15 protein-coding genes are annotated in these 18,492 nt (G+C 62.0%); 12 read left to right on the plus strand and 3 right to left on the minus strand.

Annotated features, from left to right (window positions below):
• Positions 1-94: 94 nt before the first annotated feature.
• The gene (gene dgoD / locus G9X68_RS31290; protein WP_171605683.1) at positions 95-1,243 is read right to left on the minus strand and encodes a galactonate dehydratase; all 1,149 of its coding nucleotides are present in this window, start codon (positions 1,241-1,243) and stop codon (positions 95-97) included.
• 66 nt (positions 1,244-1,309) lie between these two features.
• Positions 1,310-2,065, minus strand: coding sequence for a FadR/GntR family transcriptional regulator (locus tag G9X68_RS31295; protein WP_003543153.1), 756 nt, complete (start codon positions 2,063-2,065; stop codon positions 1,310-1,312).
• Positions 2,066-2,278: 213 nt separating this feature from the next.
• On the opposite strand from G9X68_RS31295, the gene G9X68_RS31300 reads away from it, so the two are divergent.
• The 10 genes from G9X68_RS31300 to G9X68_RS31345 all read left to right on the plus strand — a co-directional run bounded on the left by G9X68_RS31300 (position 2,279) and on the right by G9X68_RS31345 (position 15,447).
• A complete protein-coding gene (locus G9X68_RS31300; RefSeq protein ID WP_171605684.1) occupies positions 2,279-3,262 on the plus strand; it encodes an arabinose ABC transporter substrate-binding protein in 984 nt (327 codons plus the stop codon).
• Between the two features lie 69 nt (positions 3,263-3,331).
• Positions 3,332-4,837, plus strand: coding sequence for an L-arabinose ABC transporter ATP-binding protein AraG (gene araG / locus G9X68_RS31305; RefSeq protein ID WP_171605685.1), 1,506 nt, complete (start codon positions 3,332-3,334; stop codon positions 4,835-4,837).
• Between the two features lie 17 nt (positions 4,838-4,854).
• Positions 4,855-5,805, plus strand: coding sequence for an L-arabinose ABC transporter permease AraH (araH, locus tag G9X68_RS31310; RefSeq protein ID WP_171605686.1), 951 nt, complete (start codon positions 4,855-4,857; stop codon positions 5,803-5,805).
• Positions 5,802-6,692, plus strand: coding sequence for an aldose 1-epimerase (locus G9X68_RS31315; RefSeq protein ID WP_171605687.1), 891 nt, complete (start codon positions 5,802-5,804; stop codon positions 6,690-6,692). The genes araH and G9X68_RS31315 overlap by 4 nt, the downstream gene beginning before the upstream one ends.
• Positions 6,693-7,472, plus strand: a complete 780-nt coding sequence (locus tag G9X68_RS31320) for an SDR family oxidoreductase (RefSeq protein WP_171605688.1) — start codon at positions 6,693-6,695, stop codon at positions 7,470-7,472.
• Positions 7,473-7,679: 207 nt separating this feature from the next.
• Positions 7,680-8,111, plus strand: a complete 432-nt coding sequence (locus tag G9X68_RS31325; RefSeq protein ID WP_138333178.1) for an OsmC family protein — start codon at positions 7,680-7,682, stop codon at positions 8,109-8,111.
• A gap of 244 nt (positions 8,112-8,355) precedes the next feature.
• Positions 8,356-8,964 carry a TetR/AcrR family transcriptional regulator gene (locus G9X68_RS31330; RefSeq protein WP_168310091.1) on the plus strand — a complete coding sequence of 203 codons (609 nt, stop codon included), beginning with the start codon at positions 8,356-8,358 and terminating at the stop codon, positions 8,962-8,964.
• Positions 8,965-9,012: 48 nt separating this feature from the next.
• Positions 9,013-10,152 (plus strand): efflux RND transporter periplasmic adaptor subunit, encoded by a 1,140-nt coding sequence (locus tag G9X68_RS31335; protein ID WP_171605689.1) that lies wholly within the window; start codon positions 9,013-9,015, stop codon positions 10,150-10,152.
• A gap of 27 nt (positions 10,153-10,179) precedes the next feature.
• Positions 10,180-13,323, plus strand: a complete 3,144-nt coding sequence (locus G9X68_RS31340; protein WP_171605690.1) for an efflux RND transporter permease subunit — start codon at positions 10,180-10,182, stop codon at positions 13,321-13,323.
• 213 nt (positions 13,324-13,536) lie between these two features.
• Positions 13,537-15,447, plus strand: a complete 1,911-nt coding sequence (locus G9X68_RS31345) for a beta-N-acetylhexosaminidase (protein WP_171605704.1) — start codon at positions 13,537-13,539, stop codon at positions 15,445-15,447.
• Here the strand turns inward: G9X68_RS31345 and G9X68_RS31350 are convergent.
• Complete coding sequence (locus G9X68_RS31350) at positions 15,444-16,358, minus strand: ROK family protein (protein ID WP_171605691.1); 915 nt, start codon at positions 16,356-16,358, stop codon at positions 15,444-15,446. The genes G9X68_RS31345 and G9X68_RS31350 overlap by 4 nt on opposite strands.
• Before the next feature lie 307 nt (positions 16,359-16,665).
• Between G9X68_RS31350 and G9X68_RS31355 the strand changes: the two genes are divergently transcribed.
• On the plus strand, positions 16,666-17,244 hold the full coding sequence (locus G9X68_RS31355; protein WP_171605705.1) for an exopolysaccharide biosynthesis protein: 579 nt from the start codon (positions 16,666-16,668) through the stop codon (positions 17,242-17,244).
• Positions 17,245-17,393: 149 nt separating this feature from the next.
• Positions 17,394-18,347, plus strand: coding sequence for a sugar-binding transcriptional regulator (locus G9X68_RS31360; RefSeq protein ID WP_171605692.1), 954 nt, complete (start codon positions 17,394-17,396; stop codon positions 18,345-18,347).
• The last annotated feature ends 145 nt before the right edge of the window (positions 18,348-18,492 follow it).

Consider the following 18,492-nt stretch of genomic DNA (forward strand, 5'->3'; position numbering starts at 1 on the left):
GTGAATGTAAAAGGGCCGCTTGCGCGACCCTATCACTTTGAATTGCGCACAATCCTTTCCGAAAATCGGTTCCGATTTTCGAGGTTATGCGCTCTCACCACTCGGCGAAGCTGCCGTCGGCATGCCGCCAGATCGGGTTGCGCCAGCGGTGGCCCTCCTTGGCGCGTTCGATGACATAGGCCTCGTCGACCTCGATGCCGAGCCCTGGACCCTGCGGGATCGAGACGAAACCATCGGCATACTGGAACACCTCCTTGTTGGAGATATAGTCGAGGATGTCGTTGCCCTTGTTGTAGTGGATGCCGAGGCTCTGTTCCTGGATGAAGGCATTGTAGCTGACGGCATCGACCTGCAGGCAGGCGGCAAGCGCGATCGGACCCAGCGGGCAATGCGGCGCCAGCGCCACGTCGTAGGCTTCGGCCATCGACGCTATCTTGCGGCATTCGGTGATGCCGCCGGCATGGGAGAGATCCGGCTGGATGATGTCGACGTAGCCGTCGGACAGAACCTGCTTGAAGTCCCAGCGCGAAAAGAGCCGTTCACCGAGCGCGATCGGCGTCGAGGTGTGGTTGACGATATCGCGCAGGGCTTCCTTGTTTTCGGAAAGCACCGGCTCTTCGATGAACATCAGCTTGTAGGGATCGAGCTCCTTGGCGAGCACCTTCGCCATCGGCTTGTGCACACGCCCGTGGAAATCGACGCCGATGCCGATATGCGGGCCGATCGCCTCGCGGATGATGGCAATGGTCTCGACCGCCTTTTCCACCTTCTCATTGGTGTCGACGATCTGCATTTCCTCGCAGCCATTGAGCTTGATCGCCTTGAAACCGCGGGCGACCACTTCCTTGGCATTGTTGGCGACATCCGAGGGACGGTCGCCGCCAATCCAGGAATAGACCTTGATACGATCACGGAGCTGGCCGCCGAGCAGAGAATGGATCGGCTGGCCGAGCGCCTTGCCCTTGATGTCCCACAGCGCCTGGTCGATGCCCGAGATGGCGCTCATGTGGACGGCGCCGCCGCGATAGAAGCCGCCGCGATACATCACGGTCCAGTGGTCTTCGATCAGGAAAGGATCCTTGCCGATCAGATAGTCTTCCAGCTCATGGACGGCGGCCTGAACGGTGAGCGCACGGCCTTCGACGACCGGCTCGCCCCAGCCGACGATGCCCTCGTCGGTCTCGACCTTCAAAAACAGCCAGCGCGGGGGGACGATATAGGTGGTGAGTTTGGTGATCTTCATCGCTGTTCTTTCAGTCTCTTCCCGGGTTTGCGATCGGCGGCGCGTCCGCAGATTTGTCGTGATCCTTCATTTCGTTCTGCCGATCGCTTTTTCGGCGGCGGCAAGATCGCGCACCGCAAGATCGAGCATGCGGTTGGCGCATTCGCGGGCGCCTGCTTTGTCGCGCATGCGCAGGGCCTCGACCAACTGGCCGTGAACGAGCACCGCATCCTCGCGATTCTCGACGCCGATATTGGAGGCATGCAGCGCATATTTCAGCGCCGCGTGAATGGCGCTCGACAGGCGGCGGAAGACCTGATTGTGGCTGGCGGTGAGCAGCACCGTGTGGAACATGACATCGGCATCGGTGAAGCTTTCTGGGTCGCGGGCGCTGTCGCGCATCTGCCGCCAGGCATTGTCGAGGTCGGCGATCTCCTGGGCGCTGGCGCGCTCGGCGGCATATTCGGCGGCTGCCGGCTCGATGGTGCGGCGGGCTTCGAGGATGCAGCCGAGCAGGTCGAAATCCTTGATATAGGGACCCATCCATTCAAGCACGTCGGCGTCCAGGATATTCCAGTCGTCCTTGTCGCAGACGGTGGTTCCGATGCGCGGCTTACCACGGACGAGGCCCTTGGATTCCAGCACTTTCAGCGATTCGCGAATGACGGTGCGGCTGACGCCGTAGAGCTCGCAGAGATCGTTCTCGCGGGGCAGCGGCGAGCCCGCGGGATAGCGGTCCGCACAGATATCCTGAGCGATCGCCGCCGTGACGTTGCGGCGTACGCGCGGGCGGCGCTCGATGCGGCGGCTTTCGGCCCCGCTCTGTCGCTCGATTGTTTCCAACTCACCTCTCCGCTCTGTCTCGCGTGCTAGGCAACCGAACCTGATTATCCGGATTCGATCCGCTTTGCGACGCTTCCTCCCGGCACCTCGTCAATAATCCTATTATTCCAATCATCATACATTGGCAATTGACTGGTATGATGATTTATCATAATTCAATGGACGTTGCCTGGGAGGCAGCGGCTCGGTTTTTTGAGAGTTAGGGAGAGAGACATGCGCTTGTTCAAAGCAGCCATTCTGGCTGGCACTTTCGCCATTCTAGCAGCCGGCTCGGCATTTTCCGCGGACGTCAAGATAGGGTTCATCGTCAAGCAGCCTGAGGAGCCGTGGTTCCAGGACGAATGGAAATTCGCCGACCAGGCCGCCAAGGAAAAAGGCTTCACCGTCGTCAAGATCGGCGCCGAAGACGGCGAGAAGGTTCAGTCGGCGATCGATAATCTCGGCGCCCAGGGTGCGCAGGGCTTCATCATCTGCACGCCCGACGTCAAACTTGGCCCCGGCATCGTCGCCAAGGCCGAAGCCAACCAGCTGAAGCTGATGACGGTCGACGATCGCCTCGTCAGCGCCGACGGCAAGCCGCTGGAAGACGTGCCGCATATGGGCATTTCAGCCACCAAGATCGGCGAAACCGTCGGCCAGGCGATCGTCGACGAAATCAAGAAGCGCGGCTGGGACATGAAAAATGTCGGCGCCGTGCGGGTCTCCTACGACCAGCTGCCGACGGCCGTCGACCGTGTCGAAGGCGCGATCTCGGTGCTGAAGTCCGCCGGCTTCCCGGCCGAAAACATCTATGATGCGCCGCAGGCGAAGACGGATACGGAAGCAGCGCTCAACGCGGCGACCACTGTTCTCAACAAACATGCCGACGTGAAATACTGGGTCGCCTTCGGCCTCAACGACGAAGCCGTCCTCGGCGCCGTCCGCGCCTCCGAATCGGTCGGCATCCCGGCGGCCAACGTCATCGGTGTCGGCATCGGCGGTGCGGAGTCGGCGATCAACGAGTTCAAGAAGCCGGCGGCGACGGGCTTCTTCGGCACCGTCATCATCTCGCCGAAGCGTCACGGCTACGAGACGGCGCTCAACATGTTCGACTGGATCGCCAACGACAAGGTGCCGGAAAAGCTGACGCTGACTTCCGGTTCGCTGGCACTGCGTGACGATTATGAAAAGGTCCGCAAGGATCTTGGCATCGAGTGATCGTCCTTCCAAGATGATATCGTCCGGCGGCCGCTCAGCGTGCCGCTGGCTCTTCTCGGCGGAGCGATGATGGCTTTCCTCGAATTCAGCAATATCTCCAAGGGTTATCCCGGCGTGCAGGCGCTGGCGAATGTGTCCTTCACGGTCGAGAAGGGTGCCGTCCACGGACTGATGGGCGAGAACGGTGCCGGTAAATCGACGTTGATTCGGGTGCTGTCCGGCGATCAGGCCGCCGATGGCGGCAACATCCTCCTCGACGGCGAGGAGCAGAGATACGGGTCCGTCCGCGACGCCTTCCATGCCGGTGTCATCGTCATCCATCAGGAACTGCAACTCGTTCCAGAGTTGACCGTCGCCGAAAATCTCTGGCTCGGACGCTTCCCGGCCAAGGGCGGCGTCATCCATTCTAAGACGCTGATCGAGACGGTGCGCTCGAAGCTCGAGGAGATCGGCATCGATGTCGATCCGCAGACCAAGGTCGCCGCCCTTTCGATCGGTGCGCGGCAGATGGTCGAGATCGCCAAGGCAGTCATGCTCGATGCGCGGGTGATCGCGTTGGACGAGCCAACCTCCTCGCTTTCCTCGCGTGAAAGCGAAATCCTGTTTTCACTCATCGACAGGCTGAAGGCGAAGGGAACGGTCATCCTCTACGTCTCGCATCGTCTCGACGAGATCTTCCGTCTTTGCGACAGCCTCACGGTGCTGCGCGACGGCAAACTTGCCGCCCACCATCCTCAGATCGCCGAAACCACGCGCGAGCAGATCATCTCGGAAATGGTCGGACGCGAGATCAGCAATGTCTGGGGCTGGCGCGAACGTCCGCTCGGCGGCATACGTCTGGAGGTCAAGGGCCTGTCGGGACCGAGGCTACGCCATCCGATCAGCTTTTCCGTCCGCCAGGGCGAGATTCTCGGTTTCTTCGGCCTGATCGGCGCCGGCCGTAGCGAGATGGCGCGGCTGCTTTACGGCGCCGACACCAGGCATCAGGGCCGGGTGACGATCGACGGCGTTGCCGTCTCGCCGAACAATCCGAAGGCGGCGATCAATGCCGGCATGGTGCTTTGCCCCGAGGATCGCAAGTTCGACGGTATCGTCCAGGGCCGGTCGATCGAGGAGAATATCGCGATCTCATCACGCCGGCATTTTTCGCCTTTCGGCATTCTGAGCCCGAGACAAGAAGCGGCGCTGGCAGACCGGTTCATCGCCAAGCTTCGGGTGCGGACGCCGTCGCGCAAGCAGGACATCATCAATCTCTCGGGCGGTAACCAGCAGAAGGTCATTCTCGGCCGCTGGTTGTCCGAGCAGGGGATCAAGGTGCTGGTCATCGACGAGCCGACGCGCGGCATCGATGTCGGGGCGAAATCGGAAATCTACGAAATCCTCTATGAGCTTGCGGCCGGCGGCATGGCGATCGTGGTGATCTCCAGCGAGCTGCCCGAAGTCATGGGCATTTCCGATCGCATCATGGTGATGTGCCAGGGCAGGGTGGCGGCCAATGTCGCCCGCCAGGATTTCGACGAGCGCAGCATCCTGACGGCCGCACTCCCCGATAAGAATGCCGCAGGCACCATTTAGAACCAGGAATACAGACGATGTTTTCGTTGAAAAAAATTCTTCTCGGCGAGCAGGGGCTGGTGATGATCTTCGCTGCCGCCTTCGTGATCGTTTCGCTCTTCGTTCCGAACTTCCTGACCGAGCGAAACATGCTGGGGCTGCTGCAGTCGGTCGTCACGATCGGCATCGTCGCGTGCACGATGATGTTCTGCCTGGCGTCGCGCGATTTCGACCTTTCGGTCGGATCGATCGTCGCCTTCTCCGGCATGATCGCGGTGATGGTGTCGAATGCGACAGGCTCCATTCCCGTCGGGCTGCTCGCCGCCCTGCTTTGCGGCGCCGTCGTCGGTTTCGTCAATGGTATCGTCATTGCGCGGTTTCGCATCAATGCGCTGATCACCACGCTTGCGACCATGCAGATCGTGCGCGGGCTGGCGCTGATCGCGTCCGATGGCCGCGCCGTCGGCATCAACGATCCCGCCTTCTACCAGCTTGCCCTGTCGCGATTTCTCACCGTGCCGACGCCGATCTGGATCATGCTGATCCTTTTCATCCTCTTCGGTTTCGTGCTCAATCGCACCGTCTTCGGCAAGAACACCCTGGCGATCGGCGGCAATCCAGAGGCCTCGCGGCTTGCCGGCGTCAATGTCGTCAACATGCGGGTCTGGATCTTTGCGCTGCAGGGGCTTGTCTGCGGCATTGCCGGCATTCTGCTTGCCTCTCGCATCACCTCCGGCCAGCCGAATGCGGCGACAGGGCTTGAGCTTTCGGTGATTTCGGCCTGCGTTCTCGGCGGCGTTTCGCTGGCCGGCGGCCGGGCGGCGATGAGCGGCGTCATCGTCGGCGTGCTGATCATGGGCATTGCCGAAAACGTCATGAACCTCTTGAATATCCAGGCGTTCTATCAGTATGTGGTCCGCGGGCTGATCCTGCTGATCGCAGTGTTGCTCGACAATTTGAGGTCTTCGGCTGCGGGACGGCGCGGATGAACCAGGGACAAGCCGGCGATGACATCGAACTGAGGCACGGTGATCTCGCTGTCCGGGTCAGCCGTCGGGGTGCGGCCGTCACCGCCGCGACGTATCGAGGCATGCCCTTTCTCGTGGCGGCCGGCGGCCCTGAAGGAATGATGGCGAATTTCGCGATGGTGCCGTTCGGCAATCGCGTTGAAGGCAACGCCATGTCCTTTGCCGGACAAGACTATGCCTTCCAAGCGAATGCTTCCGATCCGCTCTATCTCCACGGCGACGGCTGGCTCAGCCTCTGGCAGCTTGAAGATGCCAGTGCGGGGCATGCGCGCTTCTCCTTTTCCCGTAGCGCCGACAAGGTTTCACCCTATGCCTATCTGAGCCGGCAGGAGATCCGTCTCGCCGGCGATGCCTTGGTGCTGAGGCTTTTCGTGGAAAACCGCGGCGAAGCGGCTCTTCCTTTCGGGCTCGGTCAACATCCCTTCTTCGTGCGGACGCCAAAGACGCGACTGACGATTGCGGCCGATCGTTACTGGAGCGAGCGGCCGGACCATCTCCCTGAGATGCCCGGCCCTGTGCCGGACTATTTCGATTTCAGATCCGAAAAGCTTTTGCCGCAGAGATGGATGAACAATGCCTTCGAGGGTTGGAATGGGCGAGCTGCGATCGTCTGGCCGGAACTTGGAATTCAGGCGGCGCTGGAAGCCGGCGGTGCGCTCGATCGCTTCATGCTGTATATGCCGATCAACCGGAGCGATTTCTTCTGCCTCGAGCCGATGAGCCATCTGCCGAACGGCCATCACCTTCCTGATTTCGGTGGGCTCACGCCGCTTGCGCCGGGGGAGGTTCTTTCCGGCACGGTGACGATCCTGATGTCGGCGCTGCCGGTTCAACCGAAGGAGGGATAGATGGGCAGCCGTCTGCAGGGCAAGAACATCCTGATCACCGGTGCTGCGCAGGGTATCGGCCTTGCAATCGCGAAGGCTTTCATGCGGGAGGATGCCGCCGTCTTCCTCGTCGATCGCGATGCGGCGCTGCTGGCGCAGGCGGTGAAAGAGCTCCAGCGCAGCGGCGGCCAGATTGGGTATCTGCCGGCCGATATTACCGATGCCGGCACGATCACGACATTGGTCGCTCAGGCGAATGAAGAGATCGGACAGCTGAACGCGCTCGTCAACAATGCCGGGGTGAATGTCTTCGCCGAACCGCTCCAGACGACGGACGAGGAATGGAACCGCTGCTTCGACATCAATCTCAAGGGCGCATGGAACTGCTGCAAGGCGGTGCTGCCGGGCCTGATCGAACAGGGCGGCGGCGTCATCCTCAACATCGCCTCGACGCACGCTTTTACCATCATCCCGCATACATTTCCCTATCCGCTGGCAAAACACGCCCTGCTCGGAATGACGAAATCCTTAGGGCTGGAATATGCCGCCCGCAATGTCCGCGTGAACGCGCTGGCGCCGGGCTATGTCTCGACGCAGAAGGTGATCGATTACTGGAACGGCTTCCCTGATCCGGAGGCGGCAAAGGCCGAAACGATGAAACTGCATCCCGGCGGGCGCATCGCGACGCCGGAAGAGATTGCCATGGCGGCCGTATTCATGATTTCCGACGAGTGCCCGTTCATCAATGCCACCTGCCTGACGATCGACGGCGGCCTCAGCGTGCTGCAGCATCCCGCCTGAAGGGCTTCGATCCCGCTATTTTTACAAGCCTGTCGTCTTCTCGGGATAGAGCATTATATTGCCAATCGGGAAGGCTATCTGATCTCCCGCAGGCATGGAGCGGCCCCTGCCGCTTTCTGGAAACAGTTGGAGCATGATGTTGTCCGAAAACCGCGCACACTTTTCGGCATCATGCTCTGAAAGCACAATCGAAAACAGGAGGACGGCATGCAGATCAATCGCACGGCTTCGGCTCATTGGACCGGTGGCCTCAAGGACGGAAAAGGCCTGATCTCGACGCAGAGCGGCGCCCTGAAGGATTATCCCTACGGCTTTGCGAGCCGCTTCGAAGGCATTGCCGGCACCAACCCGGAAGAACTGATCGGTGCCGCCCATGCCGGCTGCTTCACCATGGCGCTGTCGTTGATCCTCGGCGAAGCCGGCTTTACCGCCGAGCATATGGAAACCTCCGCCAAGGTGACGCTCGAAAGCGTCGAGGGCGGTTTTGCCATAACCGCCATTCATCTCTCGCTCTCCGGCCGTATTCCCGGTGCCGATGAGGCGACCTTCACCGAACTCGCCAACAAGGCAAAGGCGGGCTGCCCGGTTTCGAAGGCGCTTGCCTCCGTTCCGATCACACTCGACGTCAAGGTCGTCTGATTTCCGGCCGCCGGCGATGAGGTGCCGCGCTCGCTTTCGCGTCGCGGCACTTTCAATTGCGTTCGATGTCCATCGTTCAGCCGCTCCAAATCCCCACATCCAATGCATGCGTGGTGCGCCGACGAGCACGAGCAGAGCCGACCCGAAGCTGTATTGCGCTCCGGGATGTTGACAAGTGACGCCTGATATTTTACGACTGACGAAATTCAAAATTCGTCAGTCGTAATTCGAGGCATCGAAAGTCATGGACGAGATCGCGGAAAACACACTCGACGTCACCCGGCAGGAGAATGTCACCCGGATTCTCGACGCGGCCGAGCGGCTGTTCCGTCACTATGGCTACAGCAAGACGACGGTGGCCGACATTGCCCGCGATCTCGGCATGTCGCCCGCCAATATTTATCGTTTCTTCGCCTCCAAGGTCGAAATTCACCAGGCGCTCTGCGGGCGCATGCTCGCCACCGCTTATCAAATCGCCTACGACATCCGCCATCAACCGATCAGCGCCAGCGAGCGGCTGCGCCGCTATGTCGAGACCCAGCATCAATTGACGCTCGATCTGATGCTCGACGAGATGAAGGTGCACGAGATGATCGTGGTCGCCATCGAGCGCGACTGGCATGTCATCGAAAAACACATCGATCGTGTTCATGATCTGATCGCCGAAATCATCGCCGAAGGCATTGCAGCCGGGGAATTTGCCGAGCAGGACCCGGTCGTTGCCTCACGCTGCTTTGGTGCTGCGACGAACACACTCTGCCATCCGCAGATGGTGGCGCAATGTCTTGCCAAAACAAACCGCGCAAGCGTCGACGAGCTGATCAATTACGTGATCAGGGCGCTGAAGAAATAATGGGCGGCAGCCGCCGTCGAATCCCGAAACAATCCAGGAGTGCGGAAGATGTTTTCGCTCAACACCCTCAGCCATCGCATGCCGTCCGTCGCCAGTCTCATACTCGTCGGCGCCATCGGCATCGGCGTTTCCGCCTGCTCGGAAGAGAAGGCTGAGGTCAAGCAAGTCATCCGGCCGGTGAAGGTCGTCGAGATCGCCAAGGCCGGCGACACCCGCAAGCTCGACTATTCAGGCTCGGTCAAGGCACGCACGGAGATGAACCTCGGCTTTCGCGTCGCCGGCAAGATCACCGAACGCCTCGTCGATATCGGCGACAAGGTGAAGCCGGGCGACGTGCTCGCTCGGATGGACTCCACGGATTACCAGCTGGCGGTCAAGACGGCGGAAGCCAATCTCGCAGCCGCTGAAAAAGGCGTCGAAACCGCCGATCTCGTCAACAAGCGCAATCAGCAGCTCTTCGACAAGAATGTTTCGCCGAAATCCCAGCTCGAGCAGGCGTCGCTCAGCTACGATCAGGCCGTTTCAAGCCGCGATGCCGCCGCTTCGGCGCTCGATCAGGCGAAGAACCAGGTGAGTTATGCGGAGCTGAAGGCCGACCACAACGGGATTGTCACGACGATCAATGCCGATGTCGGCCAGGTCGTTGCGTCTGGCACTCCCGTCGTTGCCGTTGCCGTCGACGGCGAAAAGGAAGTGCAGATAGCGGTTCCGGAAAACGACATTGCCGAATTCAAGCCGGGCAAGACAGTCAAGGCCAGCTTCTGGGCCGACGACAGGCTGGTGCTCAACGGCAAGGTGCGTGAGGTTTCCGGCAGTGCCGACCAGCAGTCGCGCACCTTTGCGGTTCGGGTGAGCCTGCCGAACGATCCGCGCGTCCTGCTCGGCATGACGGCGACGATCGAGGCCAATGTCAGCAACGGCAACAGCTATGTCTCGATCCCGCTCAGCGCCCTGGCTGAAAAGGACGGGAAGCAGATGGTCTGGACCGTCGACCGCGACACGGCGACCGTGCATGGCCGCGACATCAAGGTTGCCGATTTCACCGGCGACGGCGTGCATGTGACCGAGGGTCTCGATACCGGCGATCTCGTCGTTTCCGCCGGCACGCAGTTCATGAGCGAAAATCTGAAGGTGAAGGTGCCGGACCAGCAGTCGGCCCTGGCCGCCACGGACCAAACGGTCCGCTGATCGCGCCATAGGATAGGGAACAAGACCATGGACGCCACCACCGAAAAGCGGCCCTTCAATCTGTCGCGCTGGGCGATCGGACATCCAAGCATCGCCCGCTTCCTCTTCGGGCTGATCATCATCACCGGCGTGCTCGGCCTGATGCGCATGGGTCAGCGCGAGGACCCCGAATTCACCTTCCGCGTCATGGTCGTGCAGGCGATCTGGCCGGGCGCTTCCATCCAGGAGATGGAAGATCAGGTCGTCAACAAGATCGAGCGCAAGCTGCAGGAAACCCCGCATATCGACTGGGTCAAGTCCTATACGCGGGCGGGCAGCGCGATCATCACCCTGCAGGTCAAGGGCGACACGAATTCGAAGGATGTGGCGGACGCCTTCTACCAGGTGCGCAAGAAAGTCGGCGACATCTCCAGCGAGCTGCCGCAGGGCCTGCTCGGCCCCTATTTCAACGACGAGTTCGGCGACACGTTCATCACGCTGCATTCGATCAGCGGCGACGGCTATTCCTATCCGGAGCTGAAGAAATTCGCGATCCAGGCGCGCGACATGCTGCTGACGACGCCGGGCGTCGAGAAGGCCGTCATCATCGGCGACCAGCCTGAGAAGATCTATGTCGACGTCTCGTCCAAGGCGCTCGCCGAGCGCGGCCTGACGATCCTCGATCTGCAGAACGCCATCAAGGGCCAGAACAATGTCGATCCGGCGGGCTCGGTCGATACCGGCCTGCGCTCGGTGCGCATCTCCGTCGAAGGCGACGTAAAGAAGGCCGCCGATATCCGCGAACTGCGCCTGCGCGCCGGCGGCCAGGTGACGCGGCTCGGCGATATCGCCACCGTCAGTTCCGGGCTCGAAGACCCCTATCAACGCAAGTACCGCTTCAACGGTCACGACAGCGTTCAGGTTGGCGTCGTCATGGCCAAAGGCTTCAACGTCACCGATGTCGGCAAGGGCGTGGAGGCGACCTATCAGCGCTTCGAGGAGGCGCTGCCTTACGGCGTCGCCGTCGATCAGATCGCCAACCAGCCCGACGTGGTGACGGATGCGGTCAGCGAATTCATGCATGCGCTCGGCGAAGCTCTGATCATCGTGCTGGTCGTCTCGTTCGTGTCGATCGGCTGGCGATCGGGCCTCGTTATCGCCATCGCCATTCCGCTGGTGCTGGCCGCCACCTTTGCGCTGATGTACGAACTCGGCATCGACCTGCAGCGCATCTCGCTCGGCGCGCTGATCATTGCGCTCGGCCTGCTCGTCGACGATGCGATGATCGTCGTCGAGATGATGGAGCGAAAGCTGGAGGAAGGGCTCGTCAAGATCGAGGCGGCAAGCTTTGCCTATTCCTCGACCGCCTTCCCGATGCTGACGGGGACGCTGATCACCACGGCCGGCTTCATTCCCGTCGGCTTCGCCGCCTCGACGGCCGGCGAATATGTGCGGTCGCTGTTCTACGTTGTCGGCATCGCGCTTGTCACCTCGTGGTTCGTCGCGGTCTACTTCACGCCGTGGCTCGGCTATATGATCCTCAAGCAGCGCCATCACGCCGGCGAGCATCACGACGCCTTCGACACCGGTTTTTATCGCCGGCTGCGCGGCACGGTCGGCTGGGCGGTGCGCCACCGCGTCATCGTGCTGCTGCTGACACTCGGCACCTTCGTCACCAGCCTCTGGGCCTTCCAGTTCATTCCGCAGAATTTCTTCCCGCAATCCTCGCGGCCGGAAATTCTCGTCGATCTCTGGCTGCCCGAGGGCACCAGCATCAAGGAAGTCGAAGTGCAGGCAAAGGCGCTCGAAGCCAAGATGATGGATGATCCCGACAAGCGGTTCATCGCCACCTATATCGGCGAAGGCGCGCCACGCTTCTTCCTGCCGCTCGACCAGCAGCTGCGTAATCCGAACTTCGCCCAGCTGCTCGTCATGGCCAATGACGAATCGGCACGCGAGCGGCTGATCGTCAAGCTGCGGACGATCCTTGCGGAAGACTTCCCCGACATTCGCGGCAAGGTCGACCGCCTCTTCCTCGGTCCGCCTACCGGCTGGCCGGTGCAGATGCGGGTCATGGGGCCTGACCGCCAGGAAGTTAGGCAGATCGCCGATCAGGTAAAGGCGCGCTTCCAGGCCAATCCGATGCTCGGCGCCATCCATGACGATTGGCTGGAAGAGGTGCCGGGAATGAAGCTGGTGATCGACCAGGATCGCGCCCGGGCACTCGGCGTCACCTCGCAGCGCGTGCGCCAGATGCTGCAGACCGCCATGTCGGGGGCTGCGCTCGACGATTTCCGCGACGGCGAGGAGACGGTCTCGATCGTCGCCCGCGAGCCGGATGCCAGCCGCTCGCTGCTGTCGGCGGTCAATTCCGTCTATGTCCCGACAGATTTCGGCGGCTTCGTGCCGGTCTCGCAGGTGGCCAAGGTCGTGCCCGTCATGGAGCAGGGCATCGAATGGCGGCGCAACCGCCTGCCGACGATCACCGTGCGTGCGACGCTGCCTGACGGCGTGCAGCCGAACGACGTTGCCATGAAGATGTATGCCGACATGAAGGACCTGCGCGACAGCCTGCCTGCCGGCTACAATGTCGAAATCCAGGGCGGCGCCGAGGATGCGGCGGAAAGCCAGATGTCGATCGCCGCCAAGGCGCCGATCATGCTCGCCGTCATCATCGTGCTGCTGATGGTGCAGCTGCAGCATTTCGGCAAGGCGATGCTGGTGCTCGCCACCGGACCGCTCGGGATCATCGGTGCGGCGGCGGCATTGCTGATCAGCGGCGCCCCCTTCGGCTTCGTGGCGATCCTCGGCGTCATTGCGCTGCTCGGCATCATCATGCGCAACTCGATCATCCTGGTCGACCAGATCGACCAGGATATCAAGGCGGGCATGCACCGGCAGGAGGCGATCGTCGGGGCGGCCGTGCGGCGCTTCCGGCCGATCATGCTGACGGCGCTGACCGCCGTGCTGGCGCTGATCCCGATTTCCCGCGGTGTCTTCTGGGGTCCGCTCGCCTACGCGATGATGGGCGGCATCCTGGTTGCGACCGTGCTGACCATTCTGGTTCTGCCCGCCGGTTACGCCCTTTTCTTCGGCCGGGAGCCGAAGGCGAAGGACGAGCCAGGCAGGGATGCCGACGCCATCCAGGAAGAGGCGGATGACAGACATCCGCCGGCGTTGGCAGCAGAGTGAGGACGGCGCGGCGAAAGCCGCGCCGTTTTCCTTACAGGTCACAGCTTAATCATCAAAGCGCCTTGCTGCCTACAGCGCCGCGCGTCTTTACTGCCTGCCCCGTCTTGCAACTGCGCGCCGATTCCATTGCCGCCTCGAAAAAGCTAAGCTGCGAAAGCATGCCGGGAGACCAACCGCGATCCCGGCCACTCAGCGACGAGGCAGGGCATGACCATGGCCGATTACCATCTGGAAGCAAGTTGGAGCCCGGTCGAGGGCAGTTTCGGGCGCCTCACTTTCACGCTTTTCAATCTTTCGACCGAGCCGCTATCCGGCTTCTCGCTCGTCTATACGTCAGAGACGCGGGTTGCCGACAAACATGTCTGCGACGGCGGCAGCCTCAAGCGGCGGGTCGCGCATTTCCATGAATTCCTGCCGCCCGAGGGGCTGAGCGTGCCGCCCGGCGGGCGCTGGCGGTTCACGGTTGAGGGGCTGACCAGGGCGCCGAAACATATGACATCAGGCGTCAAATCGGCCTATCTGACGCTTGGCGACGGGCGCCACGTTCCGGTTGGTTTCGGCGATCTGATGCTCGAAGGCCGGGATGGCGGCATGGCACCTCCGCTTCTGCCGCCAGGCCGGATCGAGGAACCTTTCTCGCTGCTACCCTGGCCGCTGGCGCTCGGGCTGAAGGCGGGAGAGCTGCCGGTCGTCCTTTATCCGGCCGCGCGGACGCGGCCCGATGCGATCAAGGCGCTCTCGCTGGTTCTCGCGCTCTACCAGCGGCTCTATCCGGCCGACAACGTGCCGTTTTCCCTCAGTGCCGTCGAAGCCGGGCGGGCCATTCGTTTCGTCACCGAATCGTCGATCGCCGCCTTTGCCTATGAATTGCGTTTTACCGCGCATGAGATCGTGCTTTCGAGTGCGGATGCCGCCGGGCGGCAATACGGGCTGATCAGCCTGGCGCAATTGCTGCACGGTGCCCGCGCCGATCGTGAGCGCTTCAAATTCCCCAATTTCGGCACGATCGCCGACCAGCCGCGTTATGACTGGCGCGGCTGCCATCTCGATGTGTCCAGGCAATTCTATTCGGTGGCGGACGTCGCGCGGCTGATCGATATTCTCGCTTGGAATAAGCTCAACATCTTCCACTGGCATCTGACGGATGACGAAGCGTGGCGGCTGGAAATCAAAGCCTATCCCGCGCTGACGGAGATCGGCGCCCGGCGCGGGCCGGACGAAGTCCTCGTGCCGCAGCTTGGCGACGGGGCGGAACCGCGCTCCGGCCATTACACTCAGGAGGATGCCAGGCGGATCGTTGCGCATGCCGCCTCGCTGCATATCGAAGTGGTGCCGGAAGTCGACATTCCAGGCCACAGCATGGCGACGCTGTTCTCCCTGCCCGAGCTTGTCGACGGGCAGGAGGCGCCGGACAGTTATCGCTCGGTGCAGGGTTATCCGAACAATGCTCTCAATCCGGCGGTCGAATTCACCTATGAGTTTCTCGGCAAGGTGTTCGACGAGATGGTGACGCTGTTTCCCGGCGAGTACCTTCATATCGGCGGCGACGAAGTGGCGCGTGGCTCCTGGCTCTCCTCGCCGCTCTGCAAGGCACTGATGGAGCGGGAGAAACTTGCCGGCACCGCCGAGCTGCAATCCTATTTCCTGAAACGTATCAAAGCCATGCTGTCTGAGCGCGGCAGGAAACTCGTCGGCTGGAACGAGGTCTCGCATGGTGGCGGGGTCGATCGCGACGGCACGCTGCTGATGGCCTGGGAAAATCCCGCCGTCGGCATCGAGCTGGCACAGGAAGGCTACGACGTGGTGATGACGCCGGGCCAGGCCTATTATCTCGATATGGCGCAGGCCGAAGCCTGGGCCGAGCCCGGCGCGGCCTGGGCGGGGTTCAGCCCGCCGGAACACACCTATGCTTACGAGGCTGAGGGTGAGCTGCCGGAGGCGCTGCAGGAGAAGATGCGCGGTATCCAGGCCTGCATCTGGACCGAGAACTTCCTGTCGCGCGCCTATTTCAACCGGCTGGTTTTTCCGCGCCTTTCGGCCGTTGCCGAGGCTGCCTGGACGCCTTCGGCGCGCAAGGACTGGGATCGCTTCGCAGCGATCGTGCGGATGTGGCCGGTGCTTTAAGCCGCCGCTTCGGCCTTCAGCCCCAGCAGTGCCGCGCCGATCAGGCCGGGTTCGATGCGGCATTCGCTGCGGACCACCAGCGGGCGATCGAACTTGCGCAGGATGCGGGCGCGCACGGCGTGGTCGAGCTCGGCAAGCAGCGGCTCGACATTGGAAAGCCCGCCGCCGACCGGCACGATGGTCGCGCCGGTGATGTTGATCGTTAGCGCCAAGGGCGAGGCGACGAGATCGACATAGACGTCGATCGTCCGTGTCGCCTTCTCCTCTCCGTGGCGCCACTGAGCGATGATCTCCTCGCTGGCAAGGTCGAGATCGTGCAGCGTCTTGTGCAGGCGCTCCAGGCCGCGAGCGCCGCCGACGGTGTCGACGCAGCCCCTCTGGCCGCAGCCGCAGGCATAGGCAGGAATGGCGACGGGCGGATTGCCGGCCGCCGATGCGATGATCGGCCCGTGACCCCATTCGCCGGCAAAGCCGCCGGCGTCGTTGACGAGGCGTCCGTCGGCAACCAAGCCGCCGCCGACGCCGGTGCCGAGGATGGCGCCGAAGACGATGCGGTGGCCGCGGCCGGCGCCGAGGCCGGCTTCGGCCATGGCGAAACAGTCGGCGTCGTTCGCAATCAGTACGGCCAAGCCGAGTTCGACTTCGAGATCGGCCGCGAGCGTGCGGCCGTGGATGCAGGGAATGTTGGCGCAGATCAGGCGCTGCGTATCGGGATCGACGACGCCGGCGATGGAAAGGGCGATACGGCTCGGCTGTTCGCCGGTTTCGGCGATGATGCCGCGCAGGGTCTCGACGAAAGCGGCGAAATCATCCCTGGGCGTCGGGCGGCGGCCGAGGGGAAGGATGTCTGTCTTGGAGCGGGCGATGCCGCCCTTGATGGCGGAGCCGCCGATGTCGAATGAAATGATCATTGCCACTCTGCCGTTTTTCTGGTCTCCGAGCGTCTGCTCGCACTGTTGGCGGGGAATTACAAGCCTTCATTCGGCCGCCTGCCGTCTGCGTCTGCGGCGCAAACGGAGGATGATCAAGCGCAAATCGCCACTGACAGGCCTTCCGTCCGATTTCCTGTTCCGCAAGTCATTCAATTGGCATATTGCACGGCCAAAATCCGAGCCTGCAATTCCATCATCCACTGGTATCATGACGATCGAAAACGCCGACACCGACAGACGCAGAAGCCGAAGACCACGTCCCAAAGGCCGTCGCCTCTCATCCATTTTGCGGCAGATGGCCGCCGACCAGAGCCGCGAGCGGATTTCGATCGGCGATCTGTTCGACACGATGGGCGACAGGGCGATCAGCGCGCTGATGCTGATCTTCGCCCTGCCGAACGCCTTTCCCACTCCGCCGGGCACCTCGGCCGTGCTCGGCGCGCCCTTGGTCTTCCTGGCAGCGCAGCTGACCTTCGGGCTGAAACCTTGGCTACCGAAGGTGATTGCCAACCGTTCGATGCGGCGGGAGGATTTCGAAACCATCGTCGGCCGCATCCACCGCTGGCTCGCCTGGGCCGAGCGCATGCTGAAGCCGCGGCTTGCGATCTTCGCCGAACCGCCGGCGGAGTATCTCGCCGGGGCGGCATGCCTGCTGCTGTCGATCGTGCTGCTGCTGCCGGTCCCGCTCGGCAACATCCTGCCGGCAATCACGATCTCGGTCTTCGCGTTCGGCATCTTGGGCCGTGACGGGCTCTTCGCGCTCATCGGCTTCGTGATGACGGCCGTGTCGCTGGTCATCGCCGGCGGGGTGATTTACGGTCTCGTGAAGGCGGCGATCTATATCGTCGTGCAATGGTTTGCCTGAGCGGGTTTGCCACAATGATGACGGTTATTTGGCGAGGCCCTTTGCAACAGGCTCGACATTTGCCGGAATTTTGTTTTGATCTGGCGCGATAGAAACTCAAATCATGTTCGGCGGCGGCACGCCGGCTCATTTTGCGCGGTAGGCATTAGATGGTAAAAAGATCCGAGACCCCTGCACGGCTCGACGATGCGGCGCGTGCCGGCTGGCTCTATTACGTCGCCGGGCGCACGCAGGACGAAATCGCCGCTGCGATGGGTATCTCGCGGCAATCGGCGCAGCGGCTGGTGTCGCTGGCGGTCGCCGAGCGCCTGATCAAGGTGCGGCTCGATCATCCGATCGCCGCCTGCCTGGAGCTCAGCAGTCAGCTGCGGCGGAAATTCGGGCTGAAACATGTGGAGGTGGTGCCGAGCGATCCCGCGTCGTCGTCGACCACGGTCGGTATCGCCGAGGCGGCCGCTGCCGAGATCGAGCGGTGGCTGAAACGGGCCGAGCCGATCGTGCTTGCCATCGGGACCGGCCGCACGCTGAAGGCGGCCGTCGACCAGCTTCCGGCGATCGAATGTCCCAATCACCGCATCGTTTCGCTGACCGGCAATATCGCCCCGGACGGATCGGCGGCCTATTACAACGTCATCTTCAGCATGGCCGATGCCGTGAAGGCGCGACACTATCCGATGCCGCTGCCGGTGCTGGTCACCTCGGCGGAGGAGCGGGAGCTGCTGCATGGCCAACAGCTGGTGCGCTCGACGCTTAACATGAGCGCGCAAGCCGACGTCACCTTCGTCGGCATCGGCGAGCTCGGCATCGATGGGCCGCTTTGCGTCGACGGTTTTCTCGAGAAGGACGAGATGATGGAGCTGATGCGCGGGGGTGCTGTCGGCGAGATCTGCGGCTGGATCTTCGATGTCGACGGCAGGTTGATCGACAACCCGATCAACGAGCGCGTCGCGTCGGCGCCGATCCCGTCTCGCGACGCATCGATGGTCATTGGGCTGGCCAAGGGCAAGCGTAAATTCAAGGCGATCAGGGCTGCCGTTGTCGGCCATCAAATCAATGCTTTGATCACCGATGAAGAGACTGCTGAGTTTTTGCTCAGGAATTGAGCAAAAATATCATAGTTAAATCAATTGGATGAGTATTCTCTTCGGCATCGCAGCAACGATTGCCGATTGACATTCTTTATCGTTTGTTGAGTAATTGCCCATGAGCGAAGCGAATGCTCACACCCCATCTTCTGGGAGGAAGATT

This window comes from Rhizobium changzhiense (assembly GCF_013087625.1).
Classification (GTDB): Bacteria; Pseudomonadota; Alphaproteobacteria; order Rhizobiales; family Rhizobiaceae; genus Rhizobium; species Rhizobium sophorae.